The following is a 17,537-nucleotide window of genomic DNA, read 5'->3' on the forward strand; positions in this document are numbered from 1 at the left end:
ATGACGGGTCGGCGGCAGCGCCGCACCGGCCGTACGGGTACGGGCCGCGGCCGCGGTGTGCCGCCGAAGGTGGTCGCCCTGGGCGGCGGCCACGGACTTGCCGCCTCGCTGGCGGCGCTGCGCCGGATCACCGGCGACCTCACCGCGGTGGTCACCGTCGCCGACGACGGCGGGTCCAGCGGGCGGCTGCGCAGCGAGATGGGGGTGCTGCCGCCCGGTGACCTCCGCAAGGCGCTGGCCGCCCTGTGCGGGGACGACGAATGGGGCAGGACCTGGTCGCAGGTGGTGCAGCACCGTTTCGTCAGCGGTGGCGACCTGCACGGCCACGCGGTCGGCAATCTGCTGATCGTCGCCTTGTGGGAGCAGCTGAACGACGAGGTCGCCGCCCTCGAATGGGTGGGAAGGCTGCTCGGCGCGCACGGCCGGGTGCTGCCGATGTCCGCCGTCCCGCTCGACCTGCACGCCGTCGTCAGGGGCCACGACCCGGCAGAACCGGACGCGGTCTCCACGGTCCGCGGCCAGGCCACCGTCGCCCTCACCCCCGGTGAGGTGCAGGAGGTGATGCTGCTGCCCGCCGACCCGCCGGCGGTGCCGGAGGCGGTCCAGGCGGTGCTCGACGCCGACTGGGTGGTGCTCGGGCCCGGGTCCTGGTTCTCCTCCGTGATCCCGCATCTGCTGGTCCCCGAACTGGCCGACGCCCTGATGACCACCAGGGCGCGGCGCGTCCTCACTCTCAATCTCGCGCCGCAACCAGGCGAAACCGCCGGATTTTCTCCGCAGCGTCACTTGGAGGTTTTGGGGCGACACGCCCCTAAACTCACCATCGACGTGGTTCTCGCCGACGAGGCCGCCGTCCTGGACCGTGACAGCCTCGAAGAGGCGGCTCTGCGGTTGGGCGGCACGGTCGAGCTGGCTCCTGTCGCAGCCCCCGACGGGCCGCGGCACGACCCGGAGCTGTTGGCCGCCGCGTATGACCGGATTTTTCGTATGCGTGGAAGGATCGGCCCATGGCGATGACGGCAGCGGTGAAGGATGAGATCTCCCGGCTCCCCGTCACCCGGACCTGCTGCCGCAAGGCGGAGGTCTCGTCGATCCTCCGCTTCGCCGGCGGCCTGCACCTGGTGAGCGGCCGGATCGTGATCGAGGCGGAGCTGGACACCGGGATCGCCGCGCGGCGGCTCCGCAAGGACATCCTGGAGATCTTCGGCCACTCCTCCGACCTGGTCGTGATGGCACCGGGCGGCCTGCGCCGCGGCAGCCGCTACGTGGTCAGGGTGGTCGCGGGCGGCGACCAGCTGGCCCGGCAGACCGGCCTGGTGGACGGCCGCGGGCGGCCCATCCGCGGGCTGCCCCCGCAGGTGGTCTCCGGCGCCACCTGCGACGCCGAGGCCGCCTGGCGCGGGGCCTTCCTCGCACACGGCTCCCTCACCGAGCCCGGCAGGTCGTCCTCGCTCGAAGTGACCTGCCCCGGCCCCGAGGCCGCCCTCGCCCTGGTCGGCGCCGCCCGCCGGCTGCAGATCCCGGCCAAAGCGCGCGAGGTGCGCAACGTCGACCGGGTCGTCGTGCGCGACGGCGACGCCATCGGCGCGCTGCTGACCCGGCTGGGCGCCCACGACTCCGTGCTGGCCTGGGAGGAGCGCCGGATGCGGCGCGAGGTCCGCGCCACCGCGAACCGGCTGGCCAACTTCGACGACGCCAACCTGCGCCGTTCCGCGAGGGCCGCGGTCGCCGCGGGCGCGCGGGTGCAGCGGGCGCTGGAGATCCTCGGCGACGAGGTGCCCGAGCACCTCGCGGCCGCCGGGCGGCTGCGGATGGACCACAAGCAGGCGTCCCTCGAGGAGCTGGGCTCGCTCGCCGAGCCGCCGCTGACCAAGGACGCCGTCGCCGGCCGGATCCGGCGGCTGCTGGCCATGGCCGACAAGCGGGCCTCCGACCTCGGCCTGCCGGGCACGGAGGCCAACCTGACCGACGAGATGGTGGGCTGACCTCTTCGCGTGCTCGGCCCACCACCGGCCGTCGTGCGGCAACAGGCGGCCGCCACCCAGGGGTGCCGGGGCGCCCCCGGGCGAAGCACTGGGGGCGGAACCGCGCGCGCAACGGACCACCGGCCGGTGGTCCGTATACGACAGCGACAGCCGCCCTCGGGCCGGTGGCGACCCGTGCGCCCGGTGGGGGCCGGCCGCGCAGTTCCCCTCGCCCCTGATGGGCACCCCCTGACGTAAGGGGAGCGTCGGCCCCCCGCGGCGGCGGGAGAGGCACCCCCTGCCGCGGGGGAACCCCGGACATCGCGCGGCGGCGGTGGGGCGCCCCTGTCCTGAGGGGGGCGGGTGATGTCACCCGGGGGACACAGTCGCGGTAGGGTCGGGGGTGGTCGGGGACATCCCATATTTCGCAGCCGGAGTGGATTCCGGCGACTGAGCGAGGAGATCGGTTCGTGACGATCCGGGTAGGCATCAACGGCTTTGGCCGCATCGGTCGTAACTTCTTCCGCGCCGCCCTGGAGCAGGGCGCGGACATCGAGATCGTGGCTGTCAACGACCTGGGTGACACCGCGACCACGGCGCACCTGCTGAAGTACGACACCATCCTGGGACGCCTCAAGGCCGAGGTCACCCACACCGCAGACTCCATCACGGTCGACGGCAAGACGATCAAGGTGCTGGCCGAGCGCGACCCCGCGGCGATCAAGTGGGGCGACCTGGGCGTCGACATCGTCGTCGAGTCGACGGGCATCTTCACCAAGGCCGCCGACGCGGGCAAGCACATCGCGGGCGGTGCCAAGAAGGTCATCATCTCGGCGCCCGCCACCGACGAGGACATCACCATCGTCATGGGCGTCAACCAGGACGCGTACGACGCCGCGAACCACCACATCATCTCCAACGCCTCGTGCACCACGAACTGTGTGGCGCCGATGGCGAAGGTGCTGCTGGAGAACTTCGGCATCGTCAAGGGCCTGATGACCACGGTCCACGCGTACACCAACGACCAGCGCATCCTGGACTTCCCGCACAAGGACCTGCGTCGCGCCCGCGCCGCCGCGGAGAACATCATCCCGACCACCACGGGTGCCGCCAAGGCCACCGCGCTGGTCATCCCGCAGCTCAAGGGCAAGCTGGACGGCATCGCGATGCGCGTGCCGGTCCCGACCGGCTCGGTCACCGACCTGGTGATCGACCTGGAGCGCGAGGTCACCAAGGACGAGGTCAACGCCGCGTTCCTGAAGGCCGCGCAGGGCCAGCTCAAGGGCATCCTGGAGTACACCGAGGACCCGATCGTGTCCTCCGACATCGTCAACTGGCCGGCCTCCTGCACCTTCGACTCGTCCCTGACCATGGCGCAGGGCAAGACGGTCAAGGTCATCGGCTGGTACGACAACGAGTGGGGCTACTCCAACCGCCTGGTGGACCTGACGGTCTTCGTCGGCGGCCAGCTCTGACCGGGTAACCGGCAGCCGGCAAGCAGCCGACACCGCACAGCGATGTGAGGGACAGGGTCCGTACCGGGCGCAACGGAGCGCCCGGTACGGACCCTGTCTCCGTGCCAGCCCACTCGTAGCAGACCGGAGATACCGCAGAAGATGAAGACGATCGACGACCTCATCGGCCAGGGGCAGGTGGCGGGCAAGCGGGTGTTCGTCCGCGCCGACCTGAACGTGCCGCTCGCCGGGCAGACCATCACCGACGACGGCCGGATCAGGGCCGCAGTACCGACGATCACCAGGCTCGCCGAGGCCGGCGCCCGGGTGATCGTCGCCTCGCACCTGGGCCGCCCCAAGGGCGAGCCCGACCCGCAGTTCTCCCTCGCGCCGGTCGCCGCGCGGCTCGGCGAGCTGCTGGGCAAGCCGGTGGCCTTCGCCGCCGACACCGTCGGCGACAGCGCCCGGGAGACGGTGGCGGGCCTGGCCGACGGCCAGGTGGCGCTGCTGGAGAACCTGCGCTTCAACGCGGGCGAGACCGCCAAGGACGACGCCGCGCGCGGCGCCTTCGCCGACGAGCTCGCCTCGCTCGCCGACACCTACGTCGGCGACGGCTTCGGCGCGGTGCACCGCAAGCACGCCTCGGTCTACGACCTGCCGGCCCGGCTGCCGCACGCGGCGGGCGGTCTGATCGCCACCGAGGTCGGGGTGCTCAAGAAGCTCACCGAGGACGTCTCGCGGCCCTACGCGGTGGTCCTGGGCGGCTCCAAGGTGTCCGACAAGCTCGGCGTGATCGACCACCTGCTGGAGAAGGCCGACCGGATCCTGGTCGGCGGCGGCATGGTCTTCACCTTCCTCAAGGCCCAGGGCCACGAGGTCGGCAAGAGCCTGCTCCAGGAGGACCAGCTCCCCGTGGTGCGCGAGTACCTGGAGCGGGCCGCGGCCAAGGGCGTGGAGTTCGTGCTGCCGGTCGACGTGGTCGGCGCCACGGAGTTCCCCGACATCAAGGCCCAGGCGCCGACCTCGCCGGTCGCCGCCGCCGTGGACGCCATCCCGGCCGATCTGATCGGCCTGGACATCGGCCCGGAGTCCCGCAAGATCTTCGCCGCCTCGCTGGCCGACGCCGCCACCGTGTTCTGGAACGGCCCGATGGGCGTCTTCGAGCACCCCGACTACGCCGAGGGCACCCGTGCCGTCGCCCAGGCGCTGATCGACTCCCCGGCCTTCACGGTCGTCGGCGGCGGCGACTCGGCCGCGGCCGTCCGCACCCTGGGCTTCGACGAGAACGCTTTCGGCCATATTTCCACCGGCGGCGGCGCGAGCCTGGAGTACCTCGAAGGCAAGACCCTGCCCGGCCTGGCTGCGCTGGAGGGCTGACGCCCGAGCCCCCGCCGCGGCCGGCCGGCGCCGCCCCTCCTGCCCGACGGCGGGCGGGGCGTGCGGGGCCGGCCGCGCGGGTGGGGGCATCTCCCGCCGACGGCGGGGGAGAGCAGGAAGTCCGACAGAAGAGCTGGAGAAGTGACGAATCCGATGACAGAGCAGACCCGTACCCCGCTGATGGCGGGCAACTGGAAGATGAACCTCAACCACCTCGAGGCCATCGCGCACGTCCAGAAGCTCGCCTTCGGGCTCAACGACAAGGACTTCGCGGCCGTCGAGGTCGCCGTCCTGGTGCCCTTCACCGACCTGCGGTCGGTGCAGACCCTGGTCGACGGTGACAACCTGAAGATCAAGTTCGGCGCGCAGGACATCTCCGCGCACGACTCCGGTGCCTACACCGGCGAGATCTCCGGCCCGATGCTGGCCAAGTTCAAGTGCAGCTACGTGGCCATCGGTCACTCCGAGCGACGGCAGTACCACGGTGAGGACGAGGAGGTCGTCAACGCCAAGGTCAAGGCCGCCTACCGGCACGGCCTCACCCCGATCGTGTGCGTGGGCGAGGGCCTGGACGTCCGCAAGGCCGGGCAGCAGGTGCCGCACACCCTCGCGCAGCTGGACGGGGCGCTCAAGGACATCCCGGTCGGGCAGGCCGCCACGATCGTCATCGCCTACGAGCCGGTCTGGGCGATCGGCACCGGCGAGGTGGCCACCCCCGAGGACGCCCAGGAGGTCTGCGGGGCGATCAGGGGCCGGCTGGCGGAGCTGTACGACCAGGAGACCGCGGACGCCGTCCGCATCCAGTACGGCGGCTCGGTCAAGTCCGGCAACGTGGCCGCGATCATGGCCCAGCCGGACGTCGACGGCGCCCTGGTCGGCGGCGCGGCGCTGGATTCCGACGAATTCGTGAAGATCGTCCGCTTCCGCGACCAGTGATGTCCGCGGCGCTGTGAAGTACTCTGGCGGGGCCGAACCGTGTAGCCACACCGTTCGGCCCCGTGCCGTTGTCTTGTAGTCGAGAGAGTTGGTCCAGCCGTGGTCATCGGGTTCTCCATCGCCCTCATCATCTTCAGCCTGCTGCTCCTGCTGCTGGTGCTGATGCACAAGGGGAAGGGCGGCGGCCTGTCGGACATGTTCGGCGGTGGCATGCAGTCCTCCGTCGGCGGCTCCTCGGTGGCCGAGCGCAACCTCGACCGGATCACCGTCGTGATCGGTCTGCTGTGGTTCGCGTGCATTGTCGTGCTCGGTCTGGTGATGAAGTACCAGAACTGAGCCCCGCCCCGGCTCCGCGTCCGACTCCCGCGCATCCAGGGTGAACTGACGCCTCGTCGCCACTGCGGCTTACTATGGGAAGACGTCTTCGGGGGGCGGGTCGTGCGCCTGCCACTGGACGGCACGTAAGGTCCCCGTAAACTGGGCGATCTGGCAGCACCATCACGCAGGGAGTTACGACCGTGGCAAGTGGCAACGCGATCCGTGGCAGTCGGGTCGGAGCGGGGCCGATGGGAGAGGCCGAGCGCGGCGAGTCCGCGCCGCGCCTCCGCATCTCCTTCTGGTGCTCCAACGGACATGAGACCCAGCCGAGCTTCGCCAGCGACGCGCAGATCCCGGAGACCTGGGACTGCCCGCGCTGCGGATTCCCGGCCGGCCAGGACGAGGAGAACCCGCCGGCGCCGCCGCGGACCGAGCCGTACAAGACCCATCTCGCCTACGTACGCGAGCGGCGCTCCGCCGCGGACGGCGAGGCGATCCTCGCCGAGGCGCTGGCGAAGCTGCGCGGGGAGATCTGACCGCGCCGCCCCTTCCACCGCAGAGCCCGCTCCTCCAGGGTGCCGCGCCCTCGTTCCGCAGCGTCATCAACTAGCGTTGATCCCGCAGCGAGGACGAGGAGAAGTGGACTGATGTCCGAAACCAAAGCGCAGAGCCGGAACCGTCTCGACCAGCGCCCCGAATGGCATGCGCTCGGCAAGCACCGCGAGGAAGCGGCAGGCACCCACCTGCGGGAGCTGTTCGACGCCGACCCCGGCAGGGCCGACCGCTACACGCTCCGGGTGGGAGACCTCCACCTGGACTACTCCAAGCACCTGGTGACCGACGAGACACTGCGGCTGCTGCGCGAGCTCGCGGCGGCGACCGGTGTCTTCGAGCTGCGGGACGCGATGTTCCGCGGCGAGCGGATCAACACCACGGAGGACCGCGCGGTGCTGCACACCGCGCTGCGCGCCCCGCAGTCCGCGACGATCGAGGTCGACGGCTACAACGTGGTGCCGGCCGTCCACGCGGTGCTCACCAAGATGGGGGTCTTCGCGGACCGCATCCGCTCGGGCGAGTGGACCGGCCACACCGGCAAGCGGATCCGGAACATCGTCAACATCGGCATCGGCGGCTCCGACCTGGGCCCCGCGATGGCCTACGAGGTGCTGCGCTCCTACACCGACCGCGACCTGACCGTACGGTTCGTGTCCAACGTCGACGGCGCCGACCTGCACGAGGCGGTCCACGACCTGGACGCCGCGGAGACGCTGTTCATCATCGCGTCCAAGACCTTCACCACCATCGAGACCATCACCAACGCCACCTCCGCGCGGCAGTGGCTGCTGGGGCAGCTGGGCGCCGGTGACGACGCGGTCGCCAAGCACTTCGTGGCGCTGTCGACCAACGCCGAGAAGGTCACCGACTTCGGCATCGACCCGACGAACATGTTCGAGTTCTGGGACTGGGTCGGCGGCCGCTACTCCTACGACTCGGCCATCGGCCTGTCCCTGATGCTGGCGATCGGCCCGATCGCCTTCCGCGACATGCTGGCCGGATTCCACCTGGTCGACGAGCACTTCAGGACCGCGCCGCCGGAGCAGAACGCGCCGCTGCTGCTGGGCCTGCTCGGTGTCTGGTACGGCGGCTTCCACGACGCCCAGTCGCATGCGGTGCTTCCCTACAGCCACTACCTGAGCAAGTTCACCGCCTACCTCCAGCAGCTCGACATGGAGTCCAACGGCAAGTCCGTGGACCGCGACGGCAATCCGGTCGACTGGCAGACCGGGCCGGTCGTGTGGGGCACCCCGGGCACCAACGGGCAGCACGCGTACTACCAGTTGCTGCACCAGGGCACCAAGCTCATCCCCGCGGACTTCATCGGCTTCGCCCGGCCGATCGCCGAACTCGGTCCGCTGGCGGGGCAGCACGACCTGCTGATGGCCAACTTCTTCGCGCAGACCCAGGCGCTGGCCTTCGGCAAGACCCCGGACGAGGTCAGGGCGGAGGGCGTCCCCGAGGAACTCGTCCCGCACAAGACCTTCCGCGGCAACCACCCCACCACGACGATCCTCGCGAGCGAGCTGACGCCGTCGGTGCTGGGGCAGCTCATCGCGCTCTACGAGCACAAGGTCTTCGTGCAGGGCGCGATCTGGAACATCGACTCCTTCGACCAGTGGGGCGTCGAGCTGGGCAAGGTGCTCGCCAAGCGGATCGAGCCGGCTCTGACCGAGGGCGCCGAGGTGCCGGGCCTCGACCCGAGCACCACGCGCCTGGTGGCCAGGTACCGCGAGCTGCGCGGCCGCTGAGGCCGGCGGGCTGGGCGGGCCCCGGGCGATCACGCCGAAGAGCGCGGCCCCCGGCACCGGACGGTGCTGGGGGCCGCGCTCTTTCGCGTGGTACGGCCGGACTACGAGGAAGCGTGCGGGTAGAGGTCAGGCGGGAGCTTCGCTGCGGCCGCCCGGTCGAGCAGCCACAGGGTGCGGGACAGGCCCTGGGCGCCCGAGGCCGGGGCCTGGAGCTCCCCTGGCGCCGACAGGGCCAGGGCGACCGCACCGGCCTTGTCCTCGCCCGCGGCGAGCAGCCACACTTCGTGCGCCGCCCTGATGGCCGGCAGGGTCAGCGAGATCCTGGTGGGCGGCGGCTTGGGCGAGCCGTGCACGCCGACCACCGTACGGGTCCGCTCCCGCACCGCCGGGTGCTCGGGGAAGAGCGAGGCGACATGGGTGTCGGGTCCGACGCCGAGCATCAGCACGTCGAAGGCCGGCACCCGGCCGTGGTCCCCCGGCCTCGCGGCGGCCGCCAGCTCCGCCGCGTAGGCCTCGGCCGCCGCCTCCACGTCGGAGCCGTAGGGGCCGTCGGACGGCGCCATGGGGTGGACCCTGGCCGGGTCCAGCGGGACGGCGTCCAGCAGCGCGGCCGCCTGGGTGACGTTGCGCTCCGGGTCGCCGTCCGGCAGGAAGCGCTCGTCGCCCCACCACAGGTCCAGCCGCGCCCAGTCCACCGCGTCACGCGCGGGGGACTCGGCGAGCGCGGCCAGCAGCGCGTTGCCGTTGCGGCCGCCGGTGAGCACCACGGAGGCGCTGCCCTTGGCCGCCTGGGCGTCCACGATCCGCGTGATCAGCCGGGCCGCGGCGGCCTTGGCCATCAGCTCCTTGTCCCGGTGGACGACGACCTGGGGGGTGCTCACTTCGACGTCGCCGCCTTGCCTCCCGGGGCCGCCTTCTTCGCGGCCGGAGTCGCGCGCGCCGCGGCGGTCGGGGCGCCCTCGGCGGCCTTGCCGTTCTTGGCGGTGCTGATCAGGTGCTTGACCCCGAACCGCACCGTGGAGCGGTATATGTCGTCGGGGTCGAGCCTGCGCAGCTCCTCCGCGATCAGCTCGGCGGTCTCCCGCCGCTTGAGCGCTACGTGCCGGTCGGGCTGACCCGGCACCGACAGCTCGGCCAGCCGGCCGTCGGAGCGGTCAAGCGCGATGTCGCCGTCGGTGGTGAAAAGCCGCACCGCGGTGATGCCGGGACCGTCGGAGACCTTGCGCTCCACCTCGATGCCCAGCCGGTCGGCCAGCCACAAGGCGAGCAGTTCGGTGCTCGCGTTGTACGGCTCGCCCTCGACCGACGCCGAGGCGATCGTGGAGTGCTTCTGGTCCAGGGCCGCCGCCAGCATCGAACGCCACGGGGTGATCCGGGTCCAGGCCAGGTCGGTGTCACCCGGGGTGTAGGAATCCGCCCGCACCGCGATGGAGCCGACCGGGTCCTCCGCGGAGGACGCGTCGGTGATCCGGCGCTGCGCGAGCCGCCCCAGCGGGTCCGCGCCCGGGTTGGCCGGAGCCTGGTCGGGCCACCAGCACACCACCGGAGCGTCCGGCAGCAGCAGCGGCAGCACGACCGACTCGGCGTGGTTGGCCAGCTCGCCGTGCATCCGCAGCACCACGGTCTCGCCGGTGCCCGCCTCGGCGCCCACCACCACCTCGGCGTCCAGCCGGGCCCCCGCCCGCTCACGGGGGGAGCGGCCGGGCCGCTTGATGACGACGAGGATCCGCGAGGGGTGCTCCCTCGACGCCTCGTGGGCCGCCCTGAGCGCGTCGTAGGCGCTGCCCTCGTCGGTGACGATGACGAGGGTCAGCACCATGCCGACCGCCGGGGTGCCGATGGCCCGCCGGGCGTCGATCAGCCCTGCGTTGATGCGTGCGGACGTGGTGTCCGTGAGGTCGATCTTCATGGCCGGCGCCAGCTCCTGCCGTCTCGTGCGAGCATCTCGTCCGCCTCGGCCGGTCCCCAGGTGCCGGACGCGTACTGCGCGGGCTTGCCGTGCTTCTCCCAGTAGGCCTCGATCGGGTCGAGGATGGTCCAGGACAGCTCGACCTCCTGGTGCCTCGGGAAGAGGTTCGCGTCCCCGAGCAGCACATCGAGGATCAGCCGCTCGTACGCCTCGGGGCTGGACTCGGTGAAGGACTCCCCGTAGGCGAAGTCCATCGTCACGTCCCGCACCTCGGTGGAGGTGCCCGGCACCTTGGAGCCGAACCGCACGGTCACGCCCTCGTCCGGCTGCACCCGGATGACCAGGGCGTTCTCGCCCAGCTCCTCCGTCGCCCCGGACTCGAAGGGCAGATACGGCGCCCGCTTGAAGATCACCGCGATCTCGGTGACCCGGCGGCCCAGCCGCTTGCCGGTGCGCAGGTAGAACGGCACCCCGGCCCAGCGGCGGTTGTTGATCTCCACCTTGATCGCCGCGAAGGTGTCGGTCTTGGACTTGGGGTCGATGCCGTCCTCCTCCAGGTAGCCGAGCACCTCCTCGCCGCCCTGCCAGGCGTGCGCGTACTGCCCGCGCACGGTGTGCTTGCCGAGGTCTTCCGGCAGCTGGACGGCGCCCAGCACCTTGAGCTTCTCCGCGGTCAGCGCCTTGGGGTGGAAGGAGCCCGGCTCCTCCATCGCGGTCAGCGCCAGCAGCTGGAGCAGGTGGTTCTGGATCACGTCACGGGCCGCGCCGATGCCGTCGTAGTACCCGGCACGGCCGCCGATGCCGATGTCCTCCGCCATGGTGATCTGCACGTGGTCGACGTACGACCGGTTCCAGATCGGCTCGTACATCGTGTTCGCGAACCGCAGCGCCAGGATGTTCTGGACGGTCTCCTTGCCCAGGTAGTGGTCGATCCTGAAGACCTCGTTGGGCGGGAAGACGTCGTGCACGATCCGGTTGAGGTCCTGGGCGCTGGCCAGGTCGTGGCCGAACGGCTTCTCGATGACGGCACGCCGCCACGACTCGCCGGTGCCCTGCGACAGCCCGTGCTTCTTGAGCTGCTGCACCACGTTGGGGAAGAACTTCGGCGGTACGGACAGGTAGAAGGCGAAGTTGCCGCCGGTGCCGCGGGCCTTGTCCAGCTCCTCGATGGTCTCCTTCAGCGTCTCGAAGGCCGCGTCGTCGTCGAAGTCGCCCTGCACGAAGCGGCAGCCCTCGGCGAGCTGCTGCCACACCTCCTCGCGGAAGGGGGTGCGGGCGTGCTCCTTGACTGCGTCGTGCACCTCCTGCGCGAAGTCCTCGTTCTCCCAGCTCCTGCGGGCGAAGCCGACCAGGGCGAAGCCCGGCGGCAGCAGGCCGCGGTTGGCCAGGTCGTAGACGGCCGGCATCAGCTTCTTGCGGGACAGGTCACCCGTCACGCCGAAGATGATCAGGCCGGAAGGGCCGGCGATCCGGGGCAGCCGGCGGTCCAGCGGGTCCCGCAGCGGGTTGCCGCCCTGCGCCGAGTTCGGTGTGCTCACCTCAGGCCTCCGAAGGAGCGAGCCGTTCGAGTTCCGCCTTGGTGGAGTCCAGCAGTTCGTTCCAGGCCGTCTCGAACTTCTCGACGCCCTCGTCCTCCAGCAGCTGGACGACGTCGTCGTACGGGATGCCGACCGCCTCGATGGCGTCCAGCTCCGCCCGGGACTGCTCGTAGGTGCCGCGGATGGTGTCGCCGGTGACCGTGCCCTTCTCTGCGGTGGCGTCCAGGGTCGCCTCCGGCATCGTGTTCACGGTGTTCGGCGCGACCAGCTCGGTCACGTACAGCGTGGCCGGGTAGGCCGGGTCCTTGACGCCGGTGGAGGCCCACAGCGGGCGCTGCTTGTTCGCGCCCGCCTTCTCCAGCGCCTCCCAGCGGTCGGAGGAGAAGACCTCCTCGTACGCCTGGTACGCCAGCCGCGCGTTGGCGACCGCGGCCTTGCCCTTGAGGGCCTTGGCCTCCTCGGAGCCGATCTTCTCCAGCCGCTTGTCGATCTCGGTGTCCACCCGGGACACGAAGAAGGACGCCACCGAGTGGATCTTGGAGAGGTCGAGGCCGCTCGTCCTGGCCTTCTCCAGGCCCGTCAGGTAGGCGTCCATCACCTCGCGGTACCGGTCGAGCGAGAAGATGAGCGTGACGTTGACGCTGATACCGCGCGCGGTGACGTCGGCGATGGCCGGCAGGCCCGCCTTGGTCGCCGGGATCTTGATCAGGGTGTTCGGCCGGTCAACCAGCCAGGCCAGCTGCTTCGCCTCGGCGATGGTCGCCCGGGTGTTGTGCGCCAGGCGCGGGTCCACCTCGATGGAGACCCGGCCGTCCTGGCCCTCGGTGGCGTCGAAGATCGGGCGGAAGATGTCCGCCGCGTCACGCACGTCGGCGGTGGTGATCATCCGCACCGCCTCGTCCGGGCTCAGGCCGCGGGCGGCCAGGTCCGAGACCTGCGGGTCGTAGAGCGCGTCGCCGGAGATCGCCTTCTGGAAGATCGACGGGTTGGTGGTCGCGCCCACCACGTGCTGCTGGTCGATCAGCTCGGCCAGGTTCCCGGACGTGATCCGCTTGCGGGACATGTCGTCCAGCCAGATCGCGACGCCTTCGTCGGAGAGGCGCTTGAGTGCGTCTGTCATGAGAGTTGCATCTCCTGATGTGTCGTGTACCTGCGTCAGCGATCAGCGGCGGCGAGAGATTCCCGCGCCGCGGCGGCCACCGCCTCCGCGGTGAACCCGAACTCACGGAACAGCACCTTCGCGTCCGCCGAGGCACCGAAGTGCTCCAGGCTCACGATGCGTCCCGCGTCGCCCACGAAGCGGTGCCAGGTCAGCCCGATGCCGGCCTCCACCGCGACCCGGGCCTTCACCGAGGGCGGCAGCACGCCGTCCCGGTACGCCTGGTCCTGCTGCTCGAACCACTCCACGCACGGCATCGACACCACCCGGGTGGGGATGCCCGCCGCCTGCAGCTCCTCACGGGCGCCGACGGCCAGCTGCACCTCGGAGCCGGTGCCGATCAGGATCACCTGCGCGGGGCCGCCCTCGGCCTCGAACAGCACGTAACCGCCGCGCGCCGCGTCCTCGTTGCGCTCGTACGTCGGCACGCCCTGCCGGGTGAGCGCCAGACCGTGCGGGGCTCCCTTGCCGAACTCCTTCGTCCAGCGCTTGAAGATCTCGCGCCAGGCGATCGCCGTCTCGTTGGCGTCCGCGGGACGGACCACGTTCAGCCCGGGAATGGCCCGCAGCGACGCGAGGTGCTCCACCGGCTGGTGCGTCGGGCCGTCCTCGCCGAGGCCGATCGAGTCGTGCGTCCACACGTAGGTGACCGGCAGGTGCATCAGCGCGGACAGCCGTACCGAGTTGCGCATGTAGTCGGAGAACACCAGGAAAGTGCCGCCGTAGACACGGGTGTTGCCGTGCAGCGTGATGCCGTTCATCTCGGCGGCCATCGAGTGCTCGCGGATGCCGAAGTGGATCGTGCGGCCGTAAGGCTGCGCGCCCGGCAGCGGGTTGCCCTCGGGCAGGAATGACGAGGTCTTGTCGATCGTGGTGTTGTTCGAGCCCGCCAGGTCCGCGGAGCCGCCCCACAGCTCGGGGACGACCGCGCCCAGCGCCTCCAGGACCTTGCCTGAGGCCGCCCTGGTGGCCAGCGAGGAACCGGTCTCGAACGACGGCAGGTGCGACTCCCAGCCCTCGGGCAGCTCGGCCGCGTCCACGCGGTCGAAGGTCGCCGCGTGCTCGGGATTGGCGGTGCGCCAGGCGGCGAAGGACTTCTCCCACGCGGCCCTGGTCTCGCGGGCGCGGTCGCCGACGGCACGGGTGTGTGCGATCACATCGTCCGACACCTCGAAATGCCGCTCGGGATCGAAGCCCAGCACCTCCTTGGTGGCGCGGACCTCGTCCTCGCCCAGCGCCGAGCCGTGCGCGGCCTCGGTGTTCTGCGCGTTCGGGGCCGGCCAGGCGATGATCGAGCGCGCCGCGATGAAGGACGGCCGGCCCGTCTCCGCCTTGGCGGCGAGCAGGGCCTCGTAAAGGGCGTGCGGGTCGAGGTCGCCGTCGGGCAGCGGCTCGACGCGCTGCACATGCCAGCCGTACGCCTCGTAGCGCTTGATCGTGTCCTCGGACACCGCGGTCTCGGTGTCGCCCTCGATGGAGATGTGGTTGTCGTCCCACAGCAGCACCAGATTGCCGAGCTTCTGGTGGCCGGCCATCGAGGACGCCTCGGCGGAGATGCCCTCCTGGAGGCAGCCGTCACCGGCGATCGCCCAGATGGTGTGGTCGAAGGGCGACGTGCCCGGCTCCGCGTCCGGGTCGAACAGGCCGCGCTCGTAACGGGCGGCCATCGCCATGCCCACCGCGTTGGCGACACCCTGGCCCAGCGGGCCCGTGGTGGTCTCGACGCCCGTGGTGTGGCCGTACTCCGGGTGACCGGGGGTGCGCGAGCCCCAGGTGCGGAAACCCTTGAGGTCCTCCAGCTCCAGGCCGTACCCGGCCAGGTAGAGCTGGCAGTAGAGAGTCAGGCTGCTGTGGCCCGCGGAGAGCACGAAACGGTCGCGGCCGGTCCAGTCGGCGTCCGCGGGGTCGTGCCGCATGACCTTCTGGAACAGCAGGTAAGCGGCGGGGGCCAGGCTCATCGCCGTGCCGGGGTGGCCGTTGCCGACCCTCTGCACGGAGTCCATGGCCAGGACTCGGGCGGTGTCAACGGCCCGCCGGTCCAGATCTGTCCAGTCAAGGTCTGCGGTGGTCGGCTGCTTGCTCACCCTGGGTCAGGGCTCCTCTCAACAAATACGTCGAAATGCGCCGGTGACGTGGTGCCTACCCGACGCCGCTGAGCCTACCGCCGAGTGCGCGCACCTTTTCGATCCTGCCCCCGTACGTCCGTATTCGCCTCCCGAACGCCGTTGACGCCTGGTGAACGGGCGCTGTGCAACACGATCCACCCCCGGAAGCAACCGGGGTATTCCCTGCGTCTAGAGTGGCGTGGTACGCGCAGGCCGCACCGTGGCCGGCCCGCCGGTGAAGCCGGCGGCCGGATGTTCCGCCGCCTGCTTGACTCATCTCTCTTGGGGTGTTCGTGACGGCCGTCGAATCCCGACCCGCAGGGGTCATCGGGACGGGCTCAGGTCATCGGCCGCTGCAGGCCCGTGTCATGGGGTTCGTGGCACTGACCAAGCCGCGGATCATCGAGCTGCTGCTCATCACGACGGTTCCGGTGATGTTCCTCGCGGCAGGCGGCGTGCCCGACCTGTGGCTGGTGCTCGCGACCGTGGTCGGCGGCTACCTGTCCGCCGGCGGCGCCAACGCGCTCAACATGTACATCGACCGCGACATCGACGCGCTGATGCACCGTACGGAGCAGCGGCCGCTCGTCACCGGCCTGGTCTCGCCCCGCGAGGGCCTGGTCTTCGGCATCACCCTCTCCGTGGCGTCCACGGTGTGGTTCGCGGTGCTCGTCAACCCGCTGTCCGCGGGACTGTCGCTCACCGCGATCCTCTACTACGTCTTCGTCTACACCCTCGGCCTCAAGCGCCGCACCTCCCAGAACATCGTCTGGGGCGGTGTCGCCGGCTGCCTCCAGGTCTTCATCGGCTGGTCCGCGGTGCGCAACGAACTGGCCTGGGCGCCCTTCGTGCTCTTCCTGGTCCTCTTCTTCTGGACGCCGCCGCACTACTGGCCGCTGTCGATGAAGGTCAAGGACGACTACGAGCGGGTCGGGGTGCCGATGCTCCCGGTGGTCGCGGGCAACCAGGTGGTGGCCCGGCAGATCGTCCTCTACAGCTGGGTGATGGTCCTGACCTCCATGACCCTGTGGTGGCCGCTGGGCGAGACGTCCTGGTTCTACCCGCTGGTCGCGGCGGTGCTCGGCGGCTTCTGGCTCAAGGAGGCGCACGGGCTGCACTCCCGGGCCAAGGCCGGGGTGACCGGTCCCAAGCTCAAGGAGATGCGGCTCTTCCACTGGTCGATCACCTACGCCACGCTGCTCTTTGTCGCCGTGGCCGTGGACCCCTTCCTCCACTAGTCCCTGCGGGCGGCTTTTCGGGGATTCGGGGGGGGCGGCCCCCACGCGCAGTCCTCCGCCGACGGGCGCGGTGCGGGCGGCCCCGTACGCGCCGCCACGCGGGGCCCAGCGCCCCTGGAGGGCACCCTCCTGGCGGAGGGGCCGCACAACGCCCTTGGCCGGGGAGGGCTTGCTCTCTTGGCGACGAACGGTCACCCCTTCAGGGGCGCGTGGGGGCGCCCTCCAGGCGCAGCCCTGGGGGAGAACGGCGCGACCAGCCCCCACCGGGGCGCGGGTCGTCACCGCCCCGAAGGGGCTGTTGCTGTCGCACCCGGACCACCCGCCGGTGGCCGGTTGCGCGCGCCGTTCCGCCCCCAGGGCTTCGCCTGGGGTACCCCCAGCGCCCCTGGGGGTTGCCCTCTTCCGCAAGGGGTACCCCCGGGCGAAGCTCTGGGGAGAACGGAGCGGACAAGCCACGTATGGCCGTCGTGTGGACGACACCGCCACCACCCCAGGGGCGCGGGGAACTGCGCGACAAGCCCCCACTGGGGGCGCGGGTCGTCTCCGGCCCAAAGGGGCTGTTGCTGTCGCACACGGACCACCCGCCGGTGGCCGGTTGCGCGCGCCGTTCCCCGCGCCCCTATGGTTGCCCTCTTCCGCAAGGGCGCCCTTCAAGGGGTGCGTGGGGGTGCCCGCAGGCGAGGCTCTGGGGGAGAACTGCGAGCTTCGCGGGGGTACCCCCAGCGCCCCTGGGGGTACCCCCTTCCGCAAGGGGCACCCCAGGGTTGGCGCCGCACGAGGCATGTGCACCCCTGGCCCGCGCGCGGGTTCTTGGTCGGGGAGGGCTACTGGCAGGTAATGTGCGGGGTATGAGCGAGAAGAGTGAGGCACGCAGGGTCGGCCGGCTCGGGCGGCAGGCGCGGGCGTTCGCGCACAGGCACGGAGGAGCCGACGCCTGCGTCGAATACCTCGGCCGGCGCGGAGCGCGCCTGGTGCTGGTCGGCAAGGACGGCCAGTGGGGCGACCTCGTCGCCCCGACCTACGCCGTCGCCGAGGCGGCAGCCGCCTCGGCGGAGCTGACCGTCCACGAGGAGTTCGGCGGGGAGTTGGCCGCCCAGGTCGGCACAGGGCCGTACGAGTGGCGGCGGATGGCCGGAATTCAGATCGGTGGCAGGCCCAACACCTGACGCCGCCGCTCACCGTTAGGACCATGGCAGGGTCGTGACGGACGCAGGGTGGCGGGAGGGGCGGCGG

Annotated in this window: 15 protein-coding genes; 10 read left to right on the plus strand and 5 right to left on the minus strand. The window is 71.1% G+C overall.

What is annotated here, in order from left to right:
* From yvcK to pgi, 8 genes are all read left to right on the plus strand, one after another.
* Entirely contained in the window at positions 1 to 1,017 is a 1,017-nt protein-coding gene (gene yvcK, locus ACGFMP_RS27175; protein ID WP_393675633.1) for a uridine diphosphate-N-acetylglucosamine-binding protein YvcK, read from the plus strand.
* Positions 1,008 to 1,985 carry a DNA-binding protein WhiA gene (whiA, locus tag ACGFMP_RS27180; RefSeq protein ID WP_327291665.1) on the plus strand — a complete coding sequence of 326 codons (978 nt, stop codon included), beginning with the start codon at positions 1,008 to 1,010 and terminating at the stop codon, positions 1,983 to 1,985. Before yvcK ends, whiA begins: the two co-directional genes overlap by 10 nt.
* 449 nt (positions 1,986 to 2,434) lie before the next feature.
* A complete protein-coding gene (gene gap, locus ACGFMP_RS27185) occupies positions 2,435 to 3,439 on the plus strand; it encodes a type I glyceraldehyde-3-phosphate dehydrogenase (RefSeq protein WP_393675634.1) in 1,005 nt (334 codons plus the stop codon).
* 141 nt (positions 3,440 to 3,580) lie between these two features.
* Positions 3,581 to 4,795, plus strand: coding sequence for a phosphoglycerate kinase (locus ACGFMP_RS27190; RefSeq protein WP_393675635.1), 1,215 nt, complete (start codon positions 3,581 to 3,583; stop codon positions 4,793 to 4,795).
* Between the two features lie 153 nt (positions 4,796 to 4,948).
* Entirely contained in the window at positions 4,949 to 5,731 is a 783-nt protein-coding gene (gene tpiA / locus ACGFMP_RS27195) for a triose-phosphate isomerase (RefSeq protein ID WP_393675636.1), read from the plus strand.
* 99 nt (positions 5,732 to 5,830) lie between these two features.
* A complete protein-coding gene (secG, locus tag ACGFMP_RS27200) occupies positions 5,831 to 6,067 on the plus strand; it encodes a preprotein translocase subunit SecG (RefSeq protein ID WP_393675637.1) in 237 nt (78 codons plus the stop codon).
* Positions 6,068 to 6,249: 182 nt separating this feature from the next.
* Positions 6,250 to 6,585, plus strand: coding sequence for an RNA polymerase-binding protein RbpA (locus ACGFMP_RS27205; protein WP_073497103.1), 336 nt, complete (start codon positions 6,250 to 6,252; stop codon positions 6,583 to 6,585).
* Positions 6,586 to 6,696: 111 nt separating this feature from the next.
* Positions 6,697 to 8,355 (plus strand): glucose-6-phosphate isomerase, encoded by a 1,659-nt coding sequence (gene pgi / locus ACGFMP_RS27210; protein ID WP_393675638.1) that lies wholly within the window; start codon positions 6,697 to 6,699, stop codon positions 8,353 to 8,355.
* 101 nt (positions 8,356 to 8,456) lie between these two features.
* On the opposite strand, the gene pgl is transcribed toward pgi, so the two are convergent.
* From pgl to tkt, 5 genes are read right to left on the minus strand one after another with little or no spacing between them, the layout of a single operon-like run.
* On the minus strand, positions 8,457 to 9,194 hold the full coding sequence (pgl, locus tag ACGFMP_RS27215) for a 6-phosphogluconolactonase (RefSeq protein WP_393675752.1): 738 nt from the start codon (positions 9,192 to 9,194) through the stop codon (positions 8,457 to 8,459).
* 38 nt (positions 9,195 to 9,232) lie between these two features.
* Positions 9,233 to 10,264 (minus strand): glucose-6-phosphate dehydrogenase assembly protein OpcA, encoded by a 1,032-nt coding sequence (gene opcA, locus ACGFMP_RS27220; protein ID WP_393675639.1) that lies wholly within the window; start codon positions 10,262 to 10,264, stop codon positions 9,233 to 9,235.
* Positions 10,261 to 11,802: a glucose-6-phosphate dehydrogenase gene (gene zwf, locus ACGFMP_RS27225; RefSeq protein ID WP_393675640.1), complete on the minus strand. Its 1,542-nt coding sequence runs from the start codon at positions 11,800 to 11,802 to the stop codon at positions 10,261 to 10,263. Before zwf ends, opcA begins: the two co-directional genes overlap by 4 nt.
* A gap of 1 nt (position 11,803) precedes the next feature.
* Complete coding sequence (tal, locus tag ACGFMP_RS27230; RefSeq protein WP_393675641.1) at positions 11,804 to 12,922, minus strand: transaldolase; 1,119 nt, start codon at positions 12,920 to 12,922, stop codon at positions 11,804 to 11,806.
* Between the two features lie 35 nt (positions 12,923 to 12,957).
* On the minus strand, positions 12,958 to 15,045 hold the full coding sequence (tkt, locus tag ACGFMP_RS27235) for a transketolase (protein ID WP_393675642.1): 2,088 nt from the start codon (positions 15,043 to 15,045) through the stop codon (positions 12,958 to 12,960).
* A gap of 314 nt (positions 15,046 to 15,359) precedes the next feature.
* On the opposite strand from tkt, the gene ACGFMP_RS27240 reads away from it, so the two are divergent.
* Both ACGFMP_RS27240 and ACGFMP_RS27245 read left to right on the plus strand, forming a co-directional pair.
* On the plus strand, positions 15,360 to 16,304 hold the full coding sequence (locus tag ACGFMP_RS27240; RefSeq protein WP_393675643.1) for a heme o synthase: 945 nt from the start codon (positions 15,360 to 15,362) through the stop codon (positions 16,302 to 16,304).
* Between the two features lie 848 nt (positions 16,305 to 17,152).
* Positions 17,153 to 17,470, plus strand: a complete 318-nt coding sequence (locus ACGFMP_RS27245) for a hypothetical protein (protein WP_393675644.1) — start codon at positions 17,153 to 17,155, stop codon at positions 17,468 to 17,470.
* Positions 17,471 to 17,537: the final 67 nt, after the last annotated feature.

The organism is Streptomyces sp. NPDC049040 (assembly GCF_043197715.1).
Taxonomy (GTDB): Bacteria; Actinomycetota; Actinomycetes; order Streptomycetales; family Streptomycetaceae; genus Actinacidiphila.